The sequence below is a fragment of the Pseudomonas sp. AL10 genome (genome assembly GCF_029960685.1).
Taxonomy (GTDB): Bacteria; Pseudomonadota; Gammaproteobacteria; order Pseudomonadales; family Pseudomonadaceae; genus Aquipseudomonas; species Aquipseudomonas lactis.
Genome location: NZ_JASBQZ010000013.1, coordinates 73,121 through 96,515, shown reverse-complemented (window position 1 = coordinate 96,515; position 23,395 = coordinate 73,121). Strand labels below are relative to the sequence as shown.

Sequence of the window (23,395 nt, the reverse complement as noted above, 5' to 3'; positions counted from 1 at the left end):
AGCAGCAGTCATTGCACTAAAACGTCGGGCCCGGTGCAGTACAGCACCAAAACGGCGCCAACGTTGTGGCTATGGTGCATGCGCTGCACACATTTGTAGCGCCGGGCTGAGGGCAGGTGGTGAATCTACCCAATCAATGGTGTTTGTGTTGGGCAATCATGGCCTGGCGCAGGCAGCGGACTTCAACCAGTTTCTGGCGCATTTCACGGTGACGTTTGCTGTTGAACAGCAACAGCCCAAGTAATGGAAACACCAGGCTCAAGGCATATACCACCCCGTTCGGTTGATCATTGAGTGTTGGCAATACACCCAGAAAGCATCCCCCCAACAGCAACACTAGCGGCCACATCCATTGGGGACGCCCGCGTGCAATCATGAAATTGCAGTGCACAATGACTAGCGTGAGTGCGATACCCACCAGGAAGGAGTACTTGGCGTTATCTGCCATGGACAGGCTTGGCATATAGCTATCGAAGAACACCGGAACCGCAAACACGAGGGTGAAAATGCAGACAAATATCGCCCCCACAAAGACGGGGAAATACGTCGACAGAAAACTGCGAATGCTAGGCAGCTCGTTCATTGCTCGGCCTCCTCATACAGCCCTATGGCAATTGTGCGCACGTTCCCTGACACCGCACTACCGGTAAAACCGATGGCTGCGCCCAACGCGTCCTTGATCTGCGTGACCGTTGCATGCTTGACCTCGGTGGGGGTGAACCGCTTAGGCAACTCGCCCGACAACTGCTTTAACTTGATCATCTTGGACGTCAAGCGTGGGTCGTTGATGCTCAGCAGCTCTTTGGTCAACTTGGCGCGCTCCTGTCGATTCAGGCCCCTGAGCACCTCTCTCACACTTTTCCCGGTAGAGGCCTTATTCAACCGCACCAGCTTGACCGTTGCCAATGCCGATGAGCCCACCCCAACCAACGACGCCGCGTCCAGGGCAATCATGGTGTATTGGTACCATTCCTCACTGTCGAGCTGATCATTTCGCGCGGGGTTGCGGATCTCATTGACGGTGCGATAGCCGCTGGCAAAGCACTGCACAGAACTGGCTGCCGCGGCCGTATAGCCGAGCGCCACGACCACCGAACTGGCCCCCGCCGAAAACGGAACTGCGACGGAACCACTGAGCACCACAATCCAACCGATGACCGCGCCGGCACACGATAGCGTGGTATTGACCGCTTCGCCCACCAAGCGGGACTCACGCGGATTGTCTTGCACCTGCTGAGCGAATTGCGTTGGCGCGATGTACTTCTGCGCCTCACGCAAGATCAAACGCTTGGGTGCGATGCTGCAGATGGGCTGAAATTCGCGCAGGGTGACAACGTTGAAATCGGCATCGATATACACAACACCTGCACCGACAATGGCGGGGTCGGCATCGATGGCGGCGAACAGCCGTGGCAGGTTGATCAGGCTCTCGATGCGCTGGCGCGCCATAAATTGAGAGCGGTTGGAATCCATGCCGATATTGAACAAGGAGTTGCCCATAAGTGTTCTTCCTTGAAATTGAGAGTGCCGCGACCGGCCTCATCGCAGGCAAGCCAGCTCCCACACTTGAAATGCATTCCCCTGTGGGAGCTGGCTTGCCTGCGATAGCAATCTGATGGGCGCCACCCTAACAAACAGGCCACCTACCGCCAATAAACCTACCTAATCAACGGGCCTTGCGTTGCGCAATCGCCGCCCGACGCAGGTGACGTATTTCGAGTAATCGCTGGCGCATTTCACGATGGCGCTTGCTGTTGAGCAGCAACAAACCCAGCAGCGGAAACAACACCGCCGAGCCGTACACCAGGGTATTGAGGCCGTATTGAATCATCGGCAACACAAACAGCAGGCAACACACCAGGTAACCCGCCACCAGCCGGGTTGCCCAGGGATACCCGCGTACGATCATCACATTGCCAAACACCAGCACCGCCACCAGCACCAGGATTGCAGCCCCGGAGTAGTCGGTTTTGAGCGCCGGCTCAACCCCGCGCAAATAGGTCACGCCCGCGGTGGACACGGCGACTGAACCGGAAAAAATCGCCATGAAGATGGTGCCCATGAACACCGGAAAATAACGCGCAAGGAAACTACGCCTATCGGGAAACCCCTTCATTCTGTCAGTTCCTCATACAGGCCAATGGCAAGCGTCGACGCCGAGCCGACGTGACCGGTCCGATAGCTGCCCCAGATACCCAACATGCCGCCCAAGGCGTCCTTGAGCTGGGTGAGCGTGGCATGACGGATTTCCGTGGAACTGTAGCGCTTGGGCAACGTGCCGGCGCGCTGCTGCAACTTGAGCAACTTGGGGGTCAGGCTCGGGTCTTTGAGGCTGAGCAATTCCTGGGTCAATTTCTTGCGCTCCTGGCGATTCAAGCCCTTGAGCAACTCATGCCAGCTCTTGCCCAACGCAGCGGCTTTTTTGGCCTTGAGCAGCCTTAATGTGGTGAAGGCGCCCGTACCAATACCCACCAGCGACGCGGCATCGAGAATTGGTGACACCGCGCCATACCACTGGGCGTCGTCCATGCGGTCGTTGGCATCCGGGTCAAGGATCTCGTTATAGGTACGGGCCACGCCAAATCCGCACTGAGCACTGCTGGCCAGCGCGGCCGTGACGCCAATGCCCACCACAAACGCACTGGCGCCGGCGGTGAAGGGTACGGCGACGCTGCCACTGAACACCACGATCCAGCCGATCACCGCTGCGCCACAGGAAAGGCCCATATCAAAGGCTTCCTTCTGGAGGCGCCCTTCACGGGGGTCGGTCTTCACCTGCTCGACAAACTGCGCCGGCGAGATGTACTTCTGCGCCTCGCGCAAAATGACGCGCTTGGGCTTGATGCTGCAGATGGGCTTGAATTCGCGCAGGGTGATTACGTTGAAGTCGGCGTCGATGTACACCACACCAGCACCGACGATGCTGGGGTCGGCGTCGATGACGGCGAACAGCCGTGGCAGGTTGATCTGGCTTTCAATGCGCTGGCGCGCCATGAATTGGGAGCGATTGGAGTCCATGCCAATGTTGAGCAAGGGGTTGCCCATAAGTGTTCTTCCTTGAAATTGAGAGTGCCCAGACCGGCCTCATCGCAGGCAAGCCAGCTCCCACAGGGGAATGCATTCCAAGTGTGGGAGCTGGCTTGCCTGCGATAGCAATCTAATGGGCGCCACCTTACCAAACAGACTCAGCACCGACCAGAAAGCAAAACGCCAGCACGAGGCTGGCGTTTTGCATTTCAGGCGTCGATCAACGCGGCACAACCGGCTTGCGCGTAGGCTTGCCGCCCTTGCCCTTGGCCGCATCGCTGCGCTCTTTGGCCGCCTGCTTGTTGCGCGCCTGGGCCGCAGCCTTGGCTTGCTCGCGCTTGTCCCACGGGTTGCTGCCGTCGCTGCCACGGGGTGGCAGGCCGGTATGCTGGGTGAGGATCTTGGTGGTGGTTTCCTTGGCGACCTTATGGCTGCCCGCCGGCGTCGAGTTCTTGCGCCGGGCGCTCTGGTAGCTGTCGGTGGACGGCTGGTGCAGCGGGATCAGCTGGTCCTTGCCCGACCCGATCAGGTCGGCACGGCCCATGCGGGTCAATGCTTCACGCAGCATCGGCCAGCCCTTCGGGTCGTGGTAACGCAGGAACGCCTTGTGCAGGCGGCGCTGCTCCTCGCTCTTGACGATGGTTACCGCGTCGCTCTTGTAGGTGACCTTGCGCAGCGGGTTCTTGCCCGAGTGATACATCGCGGTGGCGGTGGCCATCGGCGACGGGTAGAACGCCTGCACCTGGTCGGCGCGAAAGCCATTGCCCTTGAGCCACAGGGCCAGGTTCATCATGTCTTCATCGGTGGTGCCCGGGTGGGCAGCGATGAAGTACGGGATCAGGTACTGCTCCTTGCCCGCTTCCTTGGTGTACTTCTCGAACATGCGCTTGAACTTGTCATAGCTGCCAATGCCCGGTTTCATCATCTGGTTGAGCGGACCTTCCTCGGTGTGTTCCGGGGCGATCTTGAGGTAGCCACCGACGTGGTGGGTGACCAGCTCTTTGACGTACTCCGGCGATTCGACGGCCAGGTCGTAGCGCAGGCCGGAAGCGATCAGGATCTTCTTCACACCCGGCAACGCACGGGCACTGCGGTACAGCTGGATCAACGACGAGTGGTCGGTGTTCAGGTTCGGGCAGATGCCAGGGAACACGCATGATGGCTTGCGGCACGCGGATTCGATCTCCGGGCTCTTGCAGGCGATGCGGTACATGTTCGCCGTCGGGCCGCCGAGGTCGGAGATCACGCCGGTGAAGCCCGGCACTTTGTCGCGGATCTCTTCGATCTCGCGAATGATCGACTCTTCGGAACGGTTCTGGATGATGCGGCCTTCGTGCTCGGTGATCGAGCAGAAGGTGCAGCCGCCGAAGCAGCCACGCATGATGTTCACCGAGAAACGGATCATGTCGTAGGCCGGGATCTTCTCCTTGCCATACGCTGGGTGCGGTACGCGGGCGTAGGGCATGCCGAACACGTAGTCCATTTCTTCGGTGGTCATGGGAATGGGCGGCGGGTTGAACCACACGTCCACTTCACCGTGCTTCTGCACCAGAGCGCGGGCGTTGCCTGGGTTGGTTTCCAGGTGCAACACGCGGTTCGCGTGGGCATAGAGCACCGCGTCACCGCGGACTTTTTCCACCGACGGCAGGCGGATCACGGTTTTGTCACGGGTCATGCGCGGGCTGGCCAGGATCTGCACAACCTTGGCTTCTTCCGGGTCATCCACCGGGCCTTTTTCTTGCTCGATGGCGCAGGCCTGGGTGTCCTGGGTATTCACGTACGGGTTGATGATCTTGTCGATCTTGCCCGGACGGTCGATGCGCGTGGAATCCACTTCGTACCAGCCCGCCGGCGTGTCACGGCGGATGAACGCGGTGCCGCGCACATCGGTGATATCTTCGATCTTGTGGCCCCACGACAGGCGCTGGGCAACCTCGACGATGGCCCGCTCGGCGTTACCGTACAGCAGGATATCGGCGGTGGCGTCGATCAGGATCGAGTTGCGCACGCGGTCTTGCCAGTAGTCGTAGTGGGCGATGCGGCGCAGGGAAGCTTCGATGCCGCCGAGTACGATCGGCACGTTCTTGTAGGCTTCCTTGCAACGCTGGCTGTACACCAGGCTCGCACGGTCGGGGCGTTTGCCGGCCATGCCGCCAGGGGTGTAGGCGTCGTCGGAGCGGATTTTCTTGTCGGCGGTGTAGCGGTTGATCATCGAGTCCATGTTGCCGGCCGCGACGCCGAAGAACAGGTTCGGCTCGCCGAGCTTCATGAAGTCGTCTTTGGATTGCCAGTTCGGTTGCGCGATGATCCCGACGCGAAAGCCCTGGGACTCCAGCAGCCGGCCGATGATCGCCATGCCGAACGAGGGGTGGTCAACATAGGCATCACCGGTGACGATGATGATGTCGCACGAATCCCAGCCAAGCTGATCCATCTCCTCCCTGCTCATCGGCAGGAATGGCGCAGGACCGAAACATTCGGCCCAGTACTTGGGATAGTCAAATAACGGCTTGGCTGTTTGCATGACGGTGACCGGTGTGGAGATGAAAAATCGCGGGCGCGGAATATAGCACAAAATTTGACCAATTCCGACGACAGTAGTCGGAATTGTGGTGACGCCATCGCAGGCAAGCCAGCTCCCACAAGGGAATGCATCCCAAAGGTGGGAGCTGGCTTGCCTGCGATGAAGCCCTTACAGGTGCTTGAAACTACTCGTCGTCGTCGAAGTTGTAGCTGCCCGGCGCCAGGTTCTCGAAACGCGTGTACTTGCCGATGAACGCCAACCGGATAAACCCGATCGGGCCGTTCCGTTGCTTGCCGATGATGATTTCGGCAATGCCTTTGTGTTCCGTCTCGGGGTGGTACACCTCGTCGCGGTACACGAACATGATCACGTCGGCGTCCTGCTCGATCGCTCCGGATTCCCGCAAGTCGGAGTTCACCGGACGCTTGTTGGGACGTTGTTCCAGGGAGCGGTTGAGCTGAGACAGCGCCACCACCGGACAGTTGAATTCCTTGGCCAGCGCCTTCAGGGAACGGGAGATTTCAGAAATCTCGTTGGTACGGTTGTCGCCGCTGGAACCCGGGATCTGCATCAACTGCAGGTAGTCGATCATGATCAGGGCGATGTCGCCATGCTCACGCACCAGGCGCCGGGTACGCGCGCGCATTTCGGACGGGCTGATACCGGCGGTGTCATCGATAAACAGCTTGCGGTCGTTGAGCAGGTTGACCGCCGAGGTCAGGCGCGGCCAGTCGTCATCCTCAAGTTGACCGGAACGCACCTTGGTCTGGTCGATACGGCCAAGAGACGAGAGCATACGCATGATCAGCGATTCACCTGGCATCTCGAGGGAGTACACCAGCACCGCCTTGTCGCTGCGCAGAACGGCGTTTTCCACCAGGTTCATCGCGAAGGTGGTCTTACCCATGGACGGACGACCGGCGACGATGATCAAGTCGGACGGCTGCAGGCCGCTGGTCTTTTCGTCGAGGTCGGTGTAACCGGTGGAAATACCGGTAATCGCCGCATCGGTGTTGAACAGGGTGTCGATACGGTCGATGGCTTTGGTCAGCAGGTCGTTGACGCTGACCGGGCCGCCGGTTTTCGGCCGGGCCTCGGCGATCTGGAAGATCTGGCGCTCGGCTTCGTCAAGGATCTCGGCGGCAGTGCGGCCTTCGGGGTTGAAGGCGCTGTCGGCGATTTCGGTGCTGATGCCGATCAACTGGCGCAACGTGGCCCGCTCGCGGACGATCTGGGCATAGGCCTTGATGTTGGCGACGGACGGCGTGTTTTTTGCCAGCTCGCCGAGGTAGCCCAGGCCGCCGACTTGGGAGGTCTGGCCTTCCTTGTCCAACTGCTCGGCCAGGGTGACCACGTCGATCGGTGAGTTCTGGTCGGCCAGCTTGGCAATGGCGCGGAAGATCAGGCGGTGGTCATGGCGATAGAAATCACCGTCCGAGACTTGATCCAGCACGCGTTCCCAGGCGTTGTTGTCCAGCATCAAGCCACCGAGCACGGCCTGTTCGGCCTCGATGGAATGCGGCGGCACCTTCAGGGCAGCGGTTTGTAGATCGTATTGCTCAGGAGCGGAGATTTCGTTCATGGCCACTTGGAATTTGGGGTGTGTAGAAAAACAAAAGGCACGACCTGTAAACAGGATCGTGCCCGATGTTAACCGCCTGGCACGCGAGGTGCCAGTCAGTTAGGTGCGACTTAAGCTGCTACCACGACAACGCGTACGGTGGCTTCAACTTCGGCGTGCAGGTGCACGGCTACGTCGAATTCGCCTACGTTGCGGATGGTGCCGTTCGGCAGACGAACTTCGCTCTTCTGCACTTCAACGCCGGAGGCGGTCAGTGCATCAGCGATGTCGTGGGTGCCGATCGAACCGAACAGCTTGCCTTCGTCACCAGCGGTGGCAGTGATAGTCACTTCCAGCTCAGCCAGTTGGGCAGCGCGAGTTTCGGCCGACGCTTTTTTGTCTGCTGCGGCTTTTTCCAGCTCAGCACGACGCTCTTCAAACGCAGCCAGGTTGGCAGCGGTTGCAGCGGTGGCTTTGCCGTATGGCAGCAGGTAGTTACGACCGTAGCCGGCCTTAACGTTCACTTTGTCGCCCAGGTTGCCCAGGTTGGCGACTTTTTCCAGAAGGATCAGTTGCATGTGAAAATCCTCTAACTTTTAACCTTCACCGTTCGCGTTATCGGCGTCTTTCGACGCCAGACGACCGCGAAAATCAATCAGGCTGTCAACAATGGCCAAGACCACGAGTAACGGATAGATCAGCTGCATGAACAGCACCAGCGTGACGTACAACCCCACCAGCCAAAACCTGGCCAGTCGCTTTTGCGCAGCAAGCCCATGAATCAGGGCCAGCCCGGCAAACACCAGCGGTACGCTGCAAATCGGCGCCAGCAAGGCCATCTGTGGGCCGAAGTTCGGCCCGACAACCATGCACGCCAGCAGCAACATCGCCGGCCCCGCTGGGATTCTGATACTGCGAAACTCGCGACCAAAACCACCCGGGTTGTACAACAACGCCTGCCAATAACGCCCAAGAATCAGGCTCAGCACGCTGACGACCTGCAACAAAGCCGCAATCAGGCCGGTCAGGACCGGAGCAATCAGTGACGCAAACCGCGCTCGCTCATCTACCGACAACTGCTGGTAGAGATCCCCGAGGGCCAACGGCAGGATCTTGACGATCTCCTGCGCCAGCGCCTCGATTTGCGGGCGGAAAGCCGCGCCAAGCATCACTGAGTACACCAACCCCAATGCCACGCTGACCAGCAGCGTACGGACCCAGGACTCACTTGCGCGCAAAACCAACGCAAGGCTCGATGACCCCAGCAGTACCAGAAGTACCCGTGGATCACCCATTTGCAGCCACCAGATCAAGGCCGGCAACAAACCCAGGGCAAGAACGCCAAGGGCGTCCTTCAAACCGCGCCGCAGCAGCACAAGGCAACCTGCGGCAGCACCCAACCAATAAAGCAACGGCAATGCCGCACATCCAGCCACTACCAGAGTGGCCTGCACGCGACCGCGCATGATGAACTCAGCTAAGGCGCGCATGCATTCAATCCCTTACTACTTGTCGACTGCCCGGTCTCAGCGGCCGTGGCTGTCGGTGTAGGCCAGCAGGGCCAGGAAGCGGGCGCGCTTGATAGCGGTGGCCAGCTGACGCTGATAACGTGCTTTGGTACCGGTGATACGGCTTGGAACGATTTTGCCGGTCTCGGATACGTAGGCTTTCAGAGTGTTGAGATCTTTGTAATCGATCTCTTTCACGTCTTCAGCGGTGAAACGGCAGAATTTACGACGACGGAAGAAACGTGCCATTTGATAGGCTCCTTAATAAGGTCCGTGGATTACTCGTCAGCGTTATCGCTGTCGTTCTCTTCGCCTTCAGCGCTTTCAGCGCCTTCGTGCTCAGGACGATCGCGACGCTCACGGCGCTCACTGCGGTTTTCTTCAGCCTTGAGCATCTCGGATTGGCCGGTAACGGCTTCTTCGCGACGGATGACCAGGTTACGGATCACTGCATCGTTGTAGCGGAAGTTGTCTTCCAGCTCGGCCAGGGCCTTGCCAGTGCACTCAACGTTCAGCATCACGTAGTGAGCCTTGTGAACATTGTTGATTGCGTAGGCCAGTTGACGACGGCCCCAATCTTCCAGACGGTGGATTTTGCCGCCGTCTTCTTCGATCAGCTTGGTGTAACGCTCAACCATGCCGCCGACTTGCTCGCTTTGATCCGGGTGGACCAAAAAGATGATTTCGTAATGACGCATGAATGCTCCTTACGGGTTGTAGCCTGCCGCTCAAAAACGGTCAGACAAGGAGTGAATGACACTTATGGATCTTGCCGCAGGGGAGGCACATCGGTGCCTGCCAGGAAGGCAAGGGGCGCAATTGTAGAGAAGGGGGAGAACGGGCGCAAGGTGATTGGTGATTATTTGAACAATCTTAAATAAACACCACAAAACCAATGTGGGAGCGGGCTTGCCTGCGATGACCATGACACCGGCAACATCTCTGCCAGCTGACACGCCGTCATCGCGGGCAAGCCCGCTCCCACATTTTGATCACTTCTTAGGCTTGGCCTTGGCTTTCGCACCACGCTGACGCTGGGCCTCGAACAGGCATACACCCGTCGCCACCGACACGTTCAGGCTGCTGACGCTACCGGCCATCGGCAGGTGCACCAAGTAATCGCAATGCTCACGAGTCAGACGGCGCATGCCTTTGCCTTCGGCACCCATGATCAGGATGGTCGGGCCGGTGAGGTCCTGGTCATAGATGCTGACCTCGGCCTCCCCCGCCGTGCCCACGACCCACAGGCCGCGCTGCTGGAGCTTCTCCAGGGTACGCGCCAGGTTGGTCACGGCCACCAGCGGAATCACTTCCGCCGCGCCGCAGGCGACCTTACGCACCACCGGCGTCAGGGTCGCGGACTTGTCCTTGGGCACGATCACGGCCAGCGCACCGGCAGCATCCGCCGAGCGCAGGCAAGCGCCGAGGTTGTGCGGGTCGGTTACGCCGTCCAGCACCAAGAGCAACGGCGCGCCTTCGGTACGGTCGAGCAACTCGTCGAGCATCGCCTCGCCCCACACCTGGCTCGGGCTGACGTCGGCCACCACGCCTTGGTGAACGCCTTCGACCCACACGTCCATTTCACGACGTTCGGCCTGGCCGATGGCAACCTTGTTTTGGGTGGCCAACTCGACCAGCGCCTGTACGCGCGGCTCGCTGCGACCTTCGGCCAACCACACCTGTTTGACGCGCTTGGGGTGGTGACGCAGCAGTGCTTCTACGGCGTGCACGCCGTAGATTTTTTCCAGACTCATGACTTGGCCTTAGGTTTGCGCGACCCGCCGCTTTTTGCGGGAGCCGAACCCGCTTTTGGCGGGCCTTTACGGTGTTTACTTGGCTTGCTCGACGGTTTTTCCGCCCCTTGGGACTTTCCCCCAGACGCCGCTTTACCACCGCTTTTGGCTTCGTTGAGCAACTGCTGCTTCAACTCGCGGCTCTTGCGCAGCTCGGCGTTTTTCGCCGCGGCGTCGCTTGGGCGGTAGGCTTCAGGGGCCTTGTCCTTGGCGGAAGAACGACGACCGGCCTTGGCAGGTGCTGGCTCGGCCGTGGTTTTCGCCGCGGCCGTTTTGCCTTTGGACGCAGGCGCTGTGGTTTCACCACGCTTTTTACGACCCGCTGGCTCAGCCGGTTTGTCAGGCATGCCGAAGTCGATCTTGCGCTCGTCCAGATCAACGCGCATGACCTGTACTTCAACGGTATCGCCCAAGCGGAAGCTGCGACCGGTGCGCTCGCCCGCCAGGCGGTGATGCACAGGGTCGAAGTGGTAGTAGTCACCCGGCAAAGCGGTGACGTGCACCAAGCCCTCGACATAGATGTCGGTCAGCTCGACGAACAGGCCAAAACCGGTCACGGCGGTGATCACACCCGGGAACGACTCGCCCACACGATCCTTCATGAACTCGCACTTGAGCCAGTTCACCACGTCGCGGGTGGCTTCGTCAGCGCGGCGCTCGCTCATGGAGCACTGCTCGCCCAGCTGTTCCAGGGCCGCTTCGTCGTACGGATAGATCCGTGCTTTCGGAATGGTCATGGCACCGGCGCGCTTGACGTGCGGGGTGTTCTGCTTGGAATGGATCACACTGCGGATCGCCCGGTGCGTGAGCAAGTCCGGGTAACGGCGAATCGGCGAAGTGAAGTGGGTGTACGCCTCGTAATTCAGGCCGAAGTGGCCCTGGTTATCGGCGCTGTACACCGCCTGGCTCAGCGAGCGCAGCATCACGGTCTGGATCACGTGGTAATCCGGACGGTCCTTGATGCTGGCCAGCAGGGCCTGGTAATCCTTCGGCGTCGGGCCGTCCTTGCCTTTGTGCAGGGACAGGCCGAGTTCGCCGAGGAAGGCGCGCAGTTTTTCCAGGCGCTCCGGCGGCGGGCCGTCGTGCACACGGTACAACGCAGGAATTTCGTGCTTCTTGAGGAACTCGGCAGTGGCCACGTTGGCCGCCAGCATGCACTCCTCGATCAGCTTGTGCGCGTCGTTGCGGGTGGTCGGGGTGATCGCCGCAATCTTGCGCTCGGAGCCGAAGACAATGCGGGTTTCCTGGGTTTCAAAGTCGATCGCGCCGCGGGTATGACGGGCACCCAGCAACACCTTGTACAGCGAGTACAGCTGCTTGAGGTGCGGCACCACGCCGGCGTACTCGGTACGCAGGGCCTTGGCCTCGCTGGTCTTCGGCGTTTCCAGGATGGTGCTGACCTTGTTGTAGGTCAGGCGTGCCTGGGAGTGGATCACTGCTTCGTAGAACTGGTAGTCGGTCATTTCGCCGGTTTTGGAGATGGTCATCTCGCACACCATGGCCAAACGGTCGACTTTCGGGTTCAGGGAGCACAGGCCGTTGGACAGCTGCTCGGGCAGCATCGGGATCACGCGCTCAGGGAAGTACACGGAGTTGCCGCGTACCTGGGCTTCGTTATCCAGGGCCGAACCGATTTTCACGTAGCTGGAAACGTCGGCAATCGCCACGTACAGCTTCCAGCCGCCGGAGAACAGGCGCAGCTTGCCAGGCTTGGCTTCGCAGTAGACCGCATCGTCGAAGTCGCGGGCATCTTCGCCGTCAATGGTGACGAACGGCAGATGGCGCAGGTCGATGCGTTTTTCTTTGTCTTTCTCTTCGACTTCCGGCTTGAGCTTGGCCGCTTCTTTGAGCACAGCCTCAGGCCAGACGTGAGGAATATCGTAGGTGCGCAAGGCCACGTCGATTTCCATGCCCGGCGCCATGTAGTTGCCGACCACTTCAACGATATCGCCCTGGGGCTGGAAGCGCGCAGTAGGCCAGTGGGTGATTTTCACCTCGACGAACTGGCCGACCTTGGCCGCGCCATTACGGCCCGGGGTAATCAGCACTTCCTGCTGCACCTTCGGGTTATCCGGCACCACGAAGCCGATGCCGCCTTCTTCGAAGTAACGGCCGACGATAGATTCGTGGGCACGGGACACCACTTCGACGATCACGCCTTCGCGGCGGCCACGGCGGTCCAGGCCAGAAACCCGCGCCAGGGCACGGTCGCCATCGAACACCAGGCGCATTTGCGCCGGGCTCATGAACAGGTCGTCGCTGCCGTCGTCCGGGATCAGGAAGCCGAAGCCATCACGGTGGCCGGCAATGCGACCCAGGATCAGGTCCAGCTTGTCGACCGGCGCGTAAGTGCCACGACGGGTGTAGATCAATTGAGCATCGCGCTCCATCGCACGCAGACGGCGGCGCAGGGCTTCGAGCTGGTCTTCGGTGGTCAGACCGAACTCTTCAACCAGCTGCTCGCGGCTAGCAGGCGAACCACGATCGGCGAGGTGCGCCAGGATCAGTTCGCGGCTAGGAATAGGGTTTTCATATTTTTCCGCTTCACGAGCGGCCTCGGGATCGAGGGACTGCCAATCGGCCATTAGAGAGTTTTCACCTTGTCTATATGCGGGTTAGTTTGGCATACGCGTATTGAAACGGGAAATTTCAGGTATCAACAAGCGTTTAAAAGCTCTTTGCGACCCCCGGCGCGCACCTTGCACGACCACTGGCGAAATTTTCCAGGCTTTTTTCATGGCAGGGGTTTACAGCTCAAATATCGCTCCGTATAGTGCGCGCCATCGACGACGGCAACGTTGTTGATGCTGCCCAGGTGGTGAAATTGGTAGACACGCCAGCTTCAGGTGCTGGTGATCGCAAGGTCGTGGAAGTTCGAGTCTTCTCCTGGGCACCAAATTCAGATCAAACCCGCGAAAGCGGGTTTTTTCGTTTCAGGCCTTTGATTTTTAACGGAAAAATTGATTTATATTTTTCGAATCAGGGGTTTACAGATCAAAAGCCCCGCCGTATAGTTCGCCCCATCAACAGCGGCAACGTTGTTAGATAATGCCCAGGTGGTGAAATTGGTAGACACGCCAGCTTCAGGTGCTGGTGATCGCAAGGTCGTGGAAGTTCGAGTCTTCTCCTGGGCACCAAATTCAGATCAAACCCGCGAAAGCGGGTTTTTTCGTTTCCGGGGTTTGAAAACATCCCCGATGATTTCCCCCTCATCCGCACTTGAGAAGATTTATCGTTTATCCTTGCAATGATTTGTTGCATATAAGCGAGGAACCCTTCGGATGATGATCCGTGACAACCGACTCAAGACATCCCTTCTGCGCGGCCTGACCCTCACCCTACTCAGCCTGACCCTGCTCTCGCCCGCGGCCCATTCTGCCGACAAGGTCTCCCTGACCCTGTACAACGGCCAACACAAAGAAGTCGGCGATGAACTCGCCAAGGCCTTCGAAGCCAAGACCGGCATCCACGTCAACGTGCGCAAAGGCAGCAGCAACCAGCTGGCCAGCCAGGTCGTCGAAGAAGGTGAGCGCTCCCCTGCCGACGTCATCTACACCGAAGAATCACCGCCTCTGAATAAACTCGGCGAGCAAGGCCTGTTGGCAAAAATCGATGCCAGCACCCTCGATGTGCTGCCCAAGGATTACGTGGGCAAAAACGGCGATTGGATGGGCGTGACCGCACGCACCCGCGTCGTAGCCTTCAACCCCAAATTGATTGCGGAAAAAGACTTGCCCAAGTCGGTACTGGATTTCGCCGGCCCCGAATGGCAAGGCAAGGTCGGTTTCGTGCCCACCAGCGGCGCGTTCCAGGAACAAGCCGTGGCGATCATCAAGCTGCACGGTCGCGAAGCCGCGGAAGAATGGCTGACCGGCCTGCGCGCCTTCGGCAAGGTGTACAGCAACAATATGGTCGCCCTCAAGGCCGTGGAAAACGGCGAAGTGGCCACCGTACTGGTGAACAACTACTACTGGTTTGCCCTGAAAAAGGAAAAAACCAATCTGGACTCCCAGCTGCACTACTTCACCGATGGTGATGCGGGCGGCCTGATCACCGTGTCCTCCGCTGCCGCACTCAAATCCAGCAAGCATCCCAAAGAAGCCCAGCAACTGCTGGCATTCATGGCCAGCGAAGAAGGCCAGCGCGTGATCACCAACACGTCGGCCGAGTACCCGCTGCGCAAGGGCATGGAATCGAACCGCGGCCTCAAGCCATTTAGCGAGTTGCAGCCACCAAAGGTCACCCCCGCAGACCTGGGCAACGCCGAAGAAGCCCTGGAACTGGAACGTGACGTTGGCCTGAACTGATGAACCCATCGCTTTCCGTCGCGGGGTTCACCCCCCGTCGCAAACGCCCGTCGATCTGGCTGCTGCTGCCCGTGCTGTTGCTGGTTGGCCTGAGCCTGTTGCCGCTCGCCTATGTAGGGCTCAAAGCCTGGCAGGCGGGCTGGACGGAGGCGGTGCATCTACTGTGGCGGCCTTATGTGTTCGGGCTGCTGCGCAACACGCTGGCGCTGATGGTCGGCGTAACCCTGACCTGCGGCGTGATCGGCCTGTCCCTGGCCTGGCTGCTGGAACGCAGCAACCTGCCAGGACGGCGCATCTGGGGCGTGATCCTGTGCCTGCCGTTTGCGGTGCCGGCGTTTGTCAGCAGTTTTACCTGGGTGTCGTTGAGCGCCCAGTTTGAGGGGCTCGGCGGCGCGATCCTGGTGATGAGCCTGTCCAAATACCCGCTGGTGTTTCTACCGGTGGCGGCAACGCTGCGCAATCTTGACCCTTCCCTGGAAGAGTCGGCCCGCACGCTGGGGCTCAACCGCTGGGGCGTGTTCTTTCGCATCACACTCCCGCTGCTGTGGCCATCGCTGCTGGCTGGCTCACTATTGATCGCACTGCACATGCTGGTTGAGTTCGGCGCGCTGTCGATCATCGGCTTGCAGACCTTCACCACTGCGATCTATCAGCAGTTCGAACTGGAATTCAGCAATGCCAATGCGGCGATGCTCTCGGCAGTGCTGCTGGTGATGTGCCTGACGCTGCTGTGGCTGGAGCTGCGCGTACGCGGCAAAGGCCGGCACGTGCGCATCGGCCAGGGCGCGGCGCGACACGCCGAGCAGGTTCGGCTGGGCAAGTGGGCGCCATTGGGCCAGGTGTATTGCCTGGCGCTGGCGATCATCGGCAGTGGTATCCCATTGGGCATGCTCGGGTATTGGCTGGCAGTCGGTTCGTCGGCAGCGTTTCCGATGGCCGAGATCGGTGAGGCGCTGCTGTCATCCCTGGCGCTCTCCCTGGGCGGCGCCGCACTGTGCCTGGTACTGGCAGTGCCGGTTGGGTTGCTGGTGGTGCGCTACAAAGGGCAACTGGCGATCTGGGCCGAACGTTTACCGTACTTACTGCATGCCCTGCCCGGCCTGGTGATTGCGCTGACCCTGGTGTATTTCGCCCTGCATTACGTGCCGGCGCTGTACCAGACCTCGGCGTTATTGCTGATTGCTTATGCGCTGCTGTTTTTGCCGTTGGCACAGGCGCCGATTCGTACAGCGCTGAACAAAGCGGCGCCGCAATTGGAAGAGGCTGCGCGCACATTAGGCGCATCGTCGTTCAGTGCGTTTTGCAGAGTCACCCTGCCGATCATATTCCCGGCATTGGGTGCGGCGTTTGCGTTGGTGTTCCTGGATGCGATGAAGGAACTGACGGCCACGCTGCTGCTCAGTCCGACCGGGTTGAATACCTTGGCAACGGCCGTCTGGGCGCATACCTCGAATGTGGAATTTGCGGCGGCGGCGCCGTATGCGGCGTTGTTAATTCTGGTGTCGGGGTTGCCGGTGTATCTGCTCACGACTCGGATGTATCTGAGTCGCTGAAACAGCTATCGCAGGCAAGCCAGCTCCCACAGTGACCGAGTTCCAACGTTGGAATGCAGTTGAATGTGGGAGCTGGCTTGCCTGCGATGAGGCCGGTCCAGACAACCTCAAGCCCTGAACTGCCCCAAACTCGCCTTCAACTGCGCCGCCAACCCATCCAGCACCTTGCCACTGGCCGTCGTCTCCACCACCGCCTGCGCCGCACGTTCGGCCTGGGCGTGGATTACCTCGACGCGCCCACGCACCGCATGCGCGCCCTGGGCTTGATGCTCGGCCGCACGCGTCGCCAGGCCAATCGCCGCATGCACCTGCTCCACCGAAGCCTGTACCGTCTGCTGCAAACGCACGCTGTCGCGCAGCACCAGCAAGCCCTCATTGGCCTGACGCCCCGCCTTGCCGATGGTTTCCACGGCCTCACGCGCGCCCTGCTGCAACGCGACGATATGCGCCTGGATATCGCCCGTAGAGCTTTGAGTCTTGCTGGCCAGCGCACGCACTTCATCGGCCACCACCGCAAAGCCGCGCCCAGTCTCGCCAGCCCGTGCCGCCTCGATGGCCGCGTTGAGGGCAAGCAGGTTGGTTTGCTCGGCGATGCCGTGGATCACGGTCAACACCACTTCGATCTGTTCGCTTTGCTGCGCCAGCCGTTCGATCACCTGGGAGCCGGCCTGCACCTGCCCTGCCAACGCCTCGATCAAGCTGCCGACTTCGGCTGAAGTCCGTGAGTTTTCATCCGTGGCCTGGCGAATATCCACCACTTGCTGCAAGGCCGCCTGCATGGCGTGACTCTCGGCCTGGGCCTCGTCGGCCATTTGCGACAAGGCGCGCAAACTCTCGGCCACTTCATCACGCTGCAAACCCGCCGCCGCATCGGCGCCGGCATTGCGCAGCGTCATGGCGCCGATTTCCACACCGGTACGCTGGGCCACGTCGCCCGCCTCCCGCACGATGGGCTGCAACTTATCCACAAAGCGATTGACCGCCGAGGCCATATCGCCGATTTCGTCCTTGCTGTTGATCTGCACGCGCTTGGTGAGGTCACCCTCACCTGCCGCCAGGTCATCCATCGCGGCAATCAGCAGCTTCAGGCGATTGACCACGCGCCGGCCCAGCACGATAGCGATCAGCAGCAATACGCCAAGCCCCACCAGTGCCAGGCCCATGCCGATGCGCCAGCGCAGGGTGCCCGCCGCTTCTTGCACGGCGGCCGCGGTGTTCGCCGTCATTTGCGTGGCAGTGGCTTGCGCCGATTGCAGCCGGGCGCCCATGGCGCTGGCACTGTCAGCTGCGGCGCCCTTGAGGCTATCGCCCACCAGTTGGTCACCGCTGGCGATCAACGCGGCAAAGCGCTTATCCAAGGCTTGCAGATCGGCTTCAACCGTCGCGGTCGACACGCCCATGCGCACCTTGCCGATCTCCACACCGTTGGGGCTGATAGAGGCTTCGACGTAATACACGGACGGGTCTGTCTTGGCCGCGTCCAGCACCTTATCCAGGGCACGCTCCCCTGCGCCCTTTGCCAGCAGGGCCTGGTTGATCGGGTTTTCGCGGTTCAGGTATCGGGTCAGGTGCTCGCCTGCGGCGTCGTCATACACCACGAACAGCACATTGGGGTTGCGCTGGGCCCGGCGCGCGAACTCCGACAGCGTAGGTACATCGCTGTCCCACATGGCGCGGGGCGCGACCGAGGCCAGCAGTTGCGCCATGTCATTGGCAGAGTCCTGCAGGTCTTTTTCCAACGTCGCACGCAATTGCTTTTGCTCTTCCTGCAAGCGCGTGGAAAGCCCGGCTGTCAGGCGCTGGCGCGTGCTGGCGGACAGGCTGTCCAGGCTGGACGTAACTTCCTTACCGGCCTGGGCCAGTTCGCCAGACAACTTCTGGCTATCAATGCCCAGGCGATTGCCCAAATCGGCTTCCAGCGCCGTCACCGTGCTCCGCGTCAGCGCGACGGCCACCAGCACTTGCACCAAAAGAGCGATACCAAGGGTAACGAACACCGGCCGCAATAGACGGCTTTGTAACAACGAGAGAACGGCAGACACTGGAAATCCCTCCACCACGGGTGCCACTAATTTGATAGCACCTCGAAAGAGGGAAACACAGCAAGGGTCGTGCCGCTTGCCAGGCAGAAACGACAAAGGGCTCCCTAAGGAGCCCTTTGCCTGTTACATCAACAGCTTATTACGCGAACGGGTGACGCAGAACGATGGTCTCGTTGCGGTCCGGGCCCGTCGAAATAATGTCGATCGGTGCGCCAATCAGCGCTTCGACGCGCTTGATGTAAGCACGAGCGTTGGCTGGCAGCTCTTCCAGGGTCTTGGCGCCCACGGTCGATTCAGTCCAGCCCGGCACTTCTTCGTACACAGGCTGCAGGCCCACGTAGCTGTCAGCGTCGGTCGGAGCAACGTCGTTACCTTCAGCATCTTTGTAGCCGGTGCAGATGTTGATGGTTTCCAGGCCGTCGAGTACGTCCAGCTTGGTCAGGCAGATGCCCGAGATGCTGTTCACATCGATAGCGCGACGCAGGATAACGGCATCGAACCAGCCGCAACGACGAGCACGGCCAGTGGTGGCGCCGAATTCGTGACCTTGCTTGGCCAGGTGCGCACCGACGTCGTCGAACAGCTCAGTCGGGAACGGGCCCGAACCTACGCGAGTGGTGTAGGCCTTGGTGATGCCCAGGATGTAATCCAGGAACATCGGGCCAACGCCAGAACCGGTCGCAACGCCGCCAGCGGTGGTGTTGGAGCTGGTCACGTACGGGTAGGTACCGTGGTCGATGTCCAGCAACGAACCCTGGGCACCTTCGAACATGATGTCCTTGCCAGCGCGACGCAGGTCGTGCAGCTCGGCCGTCACGTCGAGCATCAGCGGCTTGAGCAGCTCAGCGTATTCCTTGCACTCGGCCAGGGTCTTTTCAAACTCGATGGCCGGCTCTTTGTAGTAACCCACCAGCATGAAGTTGTGGTAATCCACCAGTTCACGCAGTTTGTCTTCAAAGCGCGGCATGTTGAGCAGGTCGCCCACACGCAGGCCACGACGTGCGACCTTGTCTTCGTAGGCCGGGCCGATGCCGCGACCGGTGGTGCCGATCTTCAGCTCGCCACGCGCCTTTTCACGGGCCTGGTCCAGCGCAACGTGGAAGGACAGGATCAGCGGGCAGGACGGGCTGATACGCAGGCGCTCGCGCACCGGTACGCCTTTCTCTTCCAGCTTGGTGATCTCGCGCAGCAGGGCGTCAGGTGCGACCACCACGCCATTGCCGATCAGGCACTGCACGCCTTCGCGCAGGACACCCGACGGGATCAGGTGCAAGACGGTTTTTTCGCCATCGATGACCAGGGTGTGACCAGCGTTGTGGCCACCTTGGTAGCGCACTACGGCGGCAGCATGTTCGGTCAGCAGATCAACGATCTTGCCTTTGCCCTCATCACCCCATTGGGTGCCCAGGACTACGACATTCTTACCCATAACACTTGTCCTCATTCGCGCAAACTTGGTGCCGGCGATGGCCGGCAGGAAAACTCAAGAAGCCAGTGGCGATACTTGCCAAAGCCCGTTCTGCTGAATCAATTGCCGGTCGCAGTCCGCTTCACGGGCGGCGGCCAATGGCTGCCCAGGCAAGGCCTGGACTACACGCTGACCCTCACGGCGTAACTGGCAAACCTGCTGCCAGAGCGCTGCGTCCGTACTGTCGGGCATCCAGATGCCACCAGACGGCAGCTCGACCTCAGCACGCCCCAGGGTCACCAGGGTTTTCAAATCGGTGGAAAAACCAGTGGCCGGACGCGCACGACCGAAGTCGGCGCCGATATCGTCATAGCGACCACCTTGGGCGATGGCCTGGCCAACACCCGGAACGAACACCGCGAACACCACACCGGTGTGGTAGTGATAGCCGCGCAATTCACCCAGATCAAAATACAGCGGCAGCTCCGGGAACCGTGCCGACAAGCGCTCGGCAATCGCCAGCACATCATCCAGCGCCGCCAATACCGGCGCCGGCGCATTGGCCAGTCGCTCACGCGCAGCCACCAGCACTTCACGGCCGCCGCACAGGTCTACGAGCGCGCGCAGCATACCAGCCAGCTCAGCAGGCACACCCTCGGTGAGGGCGATCACTTCATCGATCGCCTTGCGCTGCAGGGCATCGAACAACTGTTGCTCCACTTCACCGGACAACCCGGCGGCGCGCGCCAGGCCACGGTAGATACCGACGTGGCCCAGGTCCATGTGCACATCCGGCACATCCGCCAGTTGCAGCATGGCCAGCATCAGGCTGATCACTTCAACATCGCTGCTCGGGCTGGCGTCACCGTACAACTCGGCGCCCAACTGGATCGGGCTACGGGAAGACGACAACGCACGTGGCTGGGCATGCAGTACGCTGCCGGCGTAGCACAGGCGGCTCGGGCCTTCGCGACGCAGGGTGTGCGCATCGATGCGCGCCACTTGCGGCGTGATGTCGGCACGGAACCCCATTTGCCGGCCCGATTGCGGGTCGATGACCTTGAAGGTGCGCAGATCCAGGTCCTGGCCCGCGCCAGTCAGCAGGGATTCCAGGTACTCGATATGGGGAGTCACGACAAACTCGTAACCCCAGCTCTGGAACAGATCCAACACCTGACGACGCGCTACTTCAATGCGCGCAGCTTCTGGTGGCAGTACTTCTTCGATGCCATCTGGCAGCAGCCAGCGGTCTACCGTTGCCATTACGCCATTCCCCTTTGATCCGGGCGGCCAGCCCTCGGCCGAGCCTTGAGTGAAGCAGAAAATACCCGGCTCTTGCATAAACCACGCGCAAGAGCGACGTGACGAACGGCCTGCAAACGGCCTCGTCGGGCACTTTCCTCGAAAAACCTGTCACGCCTGCCGAATCAAACATGCAGACGCAAAAAAGCCGGGAATTTCCCGGCTGCCGCATCATACACCCGTTTTCTGAAAGGATCACCCCGCCAGGCATTTTAGCCGCCCGACGGAGTGCGCCTTACAGAATCACGGGCTGGTTACTTGGACTTTTCCAGGTAGCGGAAGAAGTCGCTGCTTGGGTCCAGCACCAGTACGTCGGTTTTGTTCGCGAAGCTTTCACGGTAGGCGCGCAGGCTACGGTAGAACGCGTAGAACTCCTGGTCCTGGCCGTAGGCCTTGGCGTAGATCGCCGCGGCTTGAGCATCGCCATCACCACGCGCCTCTTCAGACTCGCGGTAGGCTTCTGCCAGCAGTACACGACGCTGACGGTCGGCATCGGCACGGATACCTTCAGCCAACTCGTTACCCTTGGCGCGGTGCTCACGCGCTTCACGCTCACGCTCGGTGCTCATACGCTCGAACACGCTGCGGTTCACTTCCTTGGGCAGGTCAATGGCCTTGACGCGAACGTCGACCACTTCAATACCCAGCTCTTTTTCCGCCATGGTGTTCAGCGAGCGAGTGATATCCGCCATCAGCGCATCACGTTCACCGGATACCACCTCGTGCAGGGTGCGTTTACCAAACTGGTCACGCAGGCCCGATTCCAGACGACGGGACAAACGCTCGTCGGCAATCTGCTTGAGGCCGGAAGTCGCGGTGTAGAAGCGCTCGGCATCCTTGACGCGCCACTTGGCGTAGGCGTCAACCATCACGGCTTTCTTTTCCAGGGTCAGGAAGCGCTGTGTCGGTGCATCCAGGGTCATCAGGCGGGCGTCGAACTTGCGCACCTGGTTGACGTAGGGGACTTTCACATGCAGGCCCGGCTGGACATCCGCCTGGACCACGCGACCGAATTGCAGCAGCACCGCACGCTCGGTCTGAGCGACGATGTAGAAGCAGTTCCAGGCAGCGATGACCACGACGACGCCCACAATCAGGGCGGTCAGCGATTTATTGCTCATCAACGGCTCTCCCTGGTACGTGTTTGCTGTTGCAGCAAGTCAGCGGCCGCACGGGCGCTCGCTTCGTTGGCAGCGGCATTCGAACCGGTGGACGGTGCACTGGCGCCGCTACGACCACCTTCGATCATCTTGTCCAGCGGCAGGTACAGCAGGTTGTTCTGCCCACCTTTGCTGCCGGTCACGAGAACCTTGCTGGTGTTGCTGAAGACTTCCTGCATGGTGTCCAGGTACAGACGCTCGCGGGTCACTTCAGGTGCCTTGCGGTACTCGGCGACCAGCTTGGTGAAACGATCTGCCTCACCCTTGGCGCGGGAAACCACTTCGTCACGGTAACCGTTGGCATCTTCAAGGATACGCTGGGCCTGACCACGGGCTTCCGGCACAACGCCGTTGGCATAGGTTTCAGCCTGGTTGCGCGAACGCTGCTCGTCTTCACGGGCACGGATCACGTCGTCAAAGGCTTCCTGCACTTCACGCGGTGCCGCTGCGCTTTGTACGTTCACCTGGGTAACGGTGATACCGGTACGGTAAGTGTCGAGGAAGCGTTGCAGACGCTCCTTGATTTCGCTCGCCATCAACTCACGACCTTCGGTGAGCACCTGGTCCATGGCGGTGGAACCCACCACGTGGCGCAGGGCACTTTCAGTTGCGTGTTGCAGGCTGATTTCCGGCTGATCGACGTTCAGCACGAAGTCTTGCAGGTTGCTGATCTTGTACTGCACGGTCAGCGGCACTTCGACGATGTTCTCGTCCTCGGTCAGCATCTGGCCCTGCTTGGTGTACGCACGCTCACGCGTCACGTTCTCCATGTACTTCTTGTCGATCGGCGGGAAATAGATATTCAGGCCCGGGCCGACAGTCTCGTAGTACTTGCCGAAGCGCAGCACCACGGCTTGCTCCTGCTCGTCTACCACGTACACGGCGCTGTAGAGCCATACGGCCGCCAGCACGACAAGACCCAGGCCCAGCAGGCCATAGCCACCGCCCTTGCTTGTGCGACCGCCGTCGTCACCACCACGTTTTTTCCCACCACCGAACAACCCATTCAGGCTTTCCTGCAGCTTTCGGAAGGCCTCGTCGAGATCCGGTGGCCCCTTGCGGTCGCCATTATTGCGGCGCTTACCACCCCAAGGATCCTGATTATTCGAGTTGCCACCCGGCTCATTCCAAGCCATAGCGCTCTCCATCTGATAAAGCAAAGACGCACCCACGGCGCGCCGACCAATGCTACAGAATGCCTGCTACTGCG

19 protein-coding genes and 2 tRNA genes are annotated in these 23,395 nt (G+C 60.4%); 4 read left to right on the top strand and 17 right to left on the bottom strand.

Going from position 1 to position 23,395, the window contains the following annotated elements; genetic code table 11:
* Positions 1-133: 133 nt before the first annotated feature.
* The 12 genes from QK296_RS14985 to rnr all read right to left on the bottom strand — a co-directional run bounded on the left by QK296_RS14985 (position 134) and on the right by rnr (position 12,998).
* Positions 134-583 carry a hypothetical protein gene (locus tag QK296_RS14985; RefSeq protein ID WP_034134761.1) on the bottom strand — a complete coding sequence of 150 codons (450 nt, stop codon included), beginning with the start codon at positions 581-583 and terminating at the stop codon, positions 134-136.
* Complete coding sequence (locus QK296_RS14980; RefSeq protein WP_003188084.1) at positions 580-1,500, bottom strand: hypothetical protein; 921 nt, start codon at positions 1,498-1,500, stop codon at positions 580-582. The genes QK296_RS14985 and QK296_RS14980 overlap by 4 nt, the downstream gene beginning before the upstream one ends.
* 166 nt (positions 1,501-1,666) lie before the next feature.
* On the bottom strand, positions 1,667-2,116 hold the full coding sequence (locus tag QK296_RS14975; protein ID WP_282391058.1) for a hypothetical protein: 450 nt from the start codon (positions 2,114-2,116) through the stop codon (positions 1,667-1,669).
* A complete protein-coding gene (locus QK296_RS14970) occupies positions 2,113-3,045 on the bottom strand; it encodes an NAD synthetase (protein WP_282391057.1) in 933 nt (310 codons plus the stop codon). Before QK296_RS14970 ends, QK296_RS14975 begins: the two co-directional genes overlap by 4 nt.
* A gap of 202 nt (positions 3,046-3,247) precedes the next feature.
* A complete protein-coding gene (locus QK296_RS14965; protein ID WP_003188080.1) occupies positions 3,248-5,551 on the bottom strand; it encodes a YgiQ family radical SAM protein in 2,304 nt (767 codons plus the stop codon).
* Positions 5,552-5,735: 184 nt separating this feature from the next.
* Positions 5,736-7,133, bottom strand: coding sequence for a replicative DNA helicase (dnaB, locus tag QK296_RS14960; protein WP_003188079.1), 1,398 nt, complete (start codon positions 7,131-7,133; stop codon positions 5,736-5,738).
* 110 nt (positions 7,134-7,243) lie between these two features.
* Positions 7,244-7,690, bottom strand: coding sequence for a 50S ribosomal protein L9 (gene rplI, locus QK296_RS14955; protein ID WP_003171376.1), 447 nt, complete (start codon positions 7,688-7,690; stop codon positions 7,244-7,246).
* A gap of 18 nt (positions 7,691-7,708) precedes the next feature.
* Positions 7,709-8,602 carry a hypothetical protein gene (locus tag QK296_RS14950; RefSeq protein ID WP_003188077.1) on the bottom strand — a complete coding sequence of 298 codons (894 nt, stop codon included), beginning with the start codon at positions 8,600-8,602 and terminating at the stop codon, positions 7,709-7,711.
* A 36-nt stretch (positions 8,603-8,638) separates the two neighbouring features.
* Positions 8,639-8,869, bottom strand: a complete 231-nt coding sequence (gene rpsR / locus QK296_RS14945) for a 30S ribosomal protein S18 (protein WP_002551829.1) — start codon at positions 8,867-8,869, stop codon at positions 8,639-8,641.
* Between the two features lie 29 nt (positions 8,870-8,898).
* Positions 8,899-9,318, bottom strand: a complete 420-nt coding sequence (rpsF, locus tag QK296_RS14940; protein ID WP_003188075.1) for a 30S ribosomal protein S6 — start codon at positions 9,316-9,318, stop codon at positions 8,899-8,901.
* A gap of 294 nt (positions 9,319-9,612) precedes the next feature.
* Positions 9,613-10,374 (bottom strand): 23S rRNA (guanosine(2251)-2'-O)-methyltransferase RlmB, encoded by a 762-nt coding sequence (gene rlmB / locus QK296_RS14935; protein WP_003188074.1) that lies wholly within the window; start codon positions 10,372-10,374, stop codon positions 9,613-9,615.
* A complete protein-coding gene (gene rnr, locus QK296_RS14930) occupies positions 10,371-12,998 on the bottom strand; it encodes a ribonuclease R (protein WP_003188072.1) in 2,628 nt (875 codons plus the stop codon). The genes rlmB and rnr overlap by 4 nt, the downstream gene beginning before the upstream one ends.
* Positions 12,999-13,222: 224 nt before the next feature.
* Here rnr and QK296_RS14925 point away from each other — a divergent pair.
* The 4 genes from QK296_RS14925 to QK296_RS14910 all read left to right on the top strand — a co-directional run bounded on the left by QK296_RS14925 (position 13,223) and on the right by QK296_RS14910 (position 16,273).
* Positions 13,223-13,309 (top strand) — tRNA-Leu (locus QK296_RS14925).
* A 154-nt stretch (positions 13,310-13,463) separates the two neighbouring features.
* A tRNA-Leu gene (locus QK296_RS14920) sits at positions 13,464-13,550 on the top strand.
* Between the two features lie 144 nt (positions 13,551-13,694).
* Positions 13,695-14,720 carry an extracellular solute-binding protein gene (locus QK296_RS14915; RefSeq protein WP_003188071.1) on the top strand — a complete coding sequence of 342 codons (1,026 nt, stop codon included), beginning with the start codon at positions 13,695-13,697 and terminating at the stop codon, positions 14,718-14,720.
* Positions 14,720-16,273, top strand: a complete 1,554-nt coding sequence (locus QK296_RS14910; protein ID WP_003188070.1) for an iron ABC transporter permease — start codon at positions 14,720-14,722, stop codon at positions 16,271-16,273. Before QK296_RS14915 ends, QK296_RS14910 begins: the two co-directional genes overlap by 1 nt.
* A gap of 107 nt (positions 16,274-16,380) precedes the next feature.
* On the opposite strand, the gene QK296_RS14905 is transcribed toward QK296_RS14910, so the two are convergent.
* From QK296_RS14905 to hflK, 5 genes are all read right to left on the bottom strand, one after another.
* Positions 16,381-18,315 (bottom strand): methyl-accepting chemotaxis protein, encoded by a 1,935-nt coding sequence (locus QK296_RS14905; RefSeq protein WP_034134756.1) that lies wholly within the window; start codon positions 18,313-18,315, stop codon positions 16,381-16,383.
* A gap of 139 nt (positions 18,316-18,454) precedes the next feature.
* On the bottom strand, positions 18,455-19,744 hold the full coding sequence (locus tag QK296_RS14900; RefSeq protein ID WP_003188067.1) for an adenylosuccinate synthase: 1,290 nt from the start codon (positions 19,742-19,744) through the stop codon (positions 18,455-18,457).
* A gap of 54 nt (positions 19,745-19,798) precedes the next feature.
* A complete protein-coding gene (locus QK296_RS14895) occupies positions 19,799-20,986 on the bottom strand; it encodes an ATP phosphoribosyltransferase regulatory subunit (protein WP_003188066.1) in 1,188 nt (395 codons plus the stop codon).
* A 293-nt stretch (positions 20,987-21,279) separates the two neighbouring features.
* The gene (hflC, locus tag QK296_RS14890; protein WP_003188064.1) at positions 21,280-22,146 is read right to left on the bottom strand and encodes a protease modulator HflC; all 867 of its coding nucleotides are present in this window, start codon (positions 22,144-22,146) and stop codon (positions 21,280-21,282) included.
* Entirely contained in the window at positions 22,146-23,321 is a 1,176-nt protein-coding gene (gene hflK, locus QK296_RS14885) for an FtsH protease activity modulator HflK (protein ID WP_003188062.1), read from the bottom strand. The genes hflC and hflK overlap by 1 nt, the downstream gene beginning before the upstream one ends.
* Between the last annotated feature and the right edge of the window lie 74 nt (positions 23,322-23,395).

Bases quoted from the DNA above. Each gene is read 5' to 3' on its own strand.
- QK296_RS14985 (WP_034134761.1), bottom strand. From the start codon at position 583: ATGAACGAGCTGCCTAGCATTCGCAGTTTTCTGTCGACGTATTTCCCC.
- QK296_RS14980 (WP_003188084.1), bottom strand. From the start codon at position 1,500: ATGGGCAACTCCTTGTTCAATATCGGCATGGATTCCAACCGCTCTCAA.
- QK296_RS14975 (WP_282391058.1), bottom strand. From the start codon at position 2,116: ATGAAGGGGTTTCCCGATAGGCGTAGTTTCCTTGCGCGTTATTTTCCG.
- QK296_RS14970 (WP_282391057.1), bottom strand. From the start codon at position 3,045: ATGGGCAACCCCTTGCTCAACATTGGCATGGACTCCAATCGCTCCCAA.
- QK296_RS14965 (WP_003188080.1), bottom strand. From the start codon at position 5,551: ATGCAAACAGCCAAGCCGTTATTTGACTATCCCAAGTACTGGGCCGAA.
- dnaB (WP_003188079.1), bottom strand. From the start codon at position 7,133: ATGAACGAAATCTCCGCTCCTGAGCAATACGATCTACAAACCGCTGCC.
- rplI (WP_003171376.1), bottom strand. From the start codon at position 7,690: ATGCAACTGATCCTTCTGGAAAAAGTCGCCAACCTGGGCAACCTGGGC.
- QK296_RS14950 (WP_003188077.1), bottom strand. From the start codon at position 8,602: ATGCGCGCCTTAGCTGAGTTCATCATGCGCGGTCGCGTGCAGGCCACT.
- rpsR (WP_002551829.1), bottom strand. From the start codon at position 8,869: ATGGCACGTTTCTTCCGTCGTCGTAAATTCTGCCGTTTCACCGCTGAA.
- rpsF (WP_003188075.1), bottom strand. From the start codon at position 9,318: ATGCGTCATTACGAAATCATCTTTTTGGTCCACCCGGATCAAAGCGAG.
- rlmB (WP_003188074.1), bottom strand. From the start codon at position 10,374: ATGAGTCTGGAAAAAATCTACGGCGTGCACGCCGTAGAAGCACTGCTG.
- rnr (WP_003188072.1), bottom strand. From the start codon at position 12,998: ATGGCCGATTGGCAGTCCCTCGATCCCGAGGCCGCTCGTGAAGCGGAA.
- QK296_RS14915 (WP_003188071.1), top strand. From the start codon at position 13,695: ATGATGATCCGTGACAACCGACTCAAGACATCCCTTCTGCGCGGCCTG.
- QK296_RS14910 (WP_003188070.1), top strand. From the start codon at position 14,720: ATGAACCCATCGCTTTCCGTCGCGGGGTTCACCCCCCGTCGCAAACGC.
- QK296_RS14900 (WP_003188067.1), bottom strand. From the start codon at position 19,744: ATGGGTAAGAATGTCGTAGTCCTGGGCACCCAATGGGGTGATGAGGGC.
- QK296_RS14895 (WP_003188066.1), bottom strand. From the start codon at position 20,986: ATGGCAACGGTAGACCGCTGGCTGCTGCCAGATGGCATCGAAGAAGTA.
- hflC (WP_003188064.1), bottom strand. From the start codon at position 22,146: ATGAGCAATAAATCGCTGACCGCCCTGATTGTGGGCGTCGTCGTGGTC.
- hflK (WP_003188062.1), bottom strand. From the start codon at position 23,321: ATGGCTTGGAATGAGCCGGGTGGCAACTCGAATAATCAGGATCCTTGG.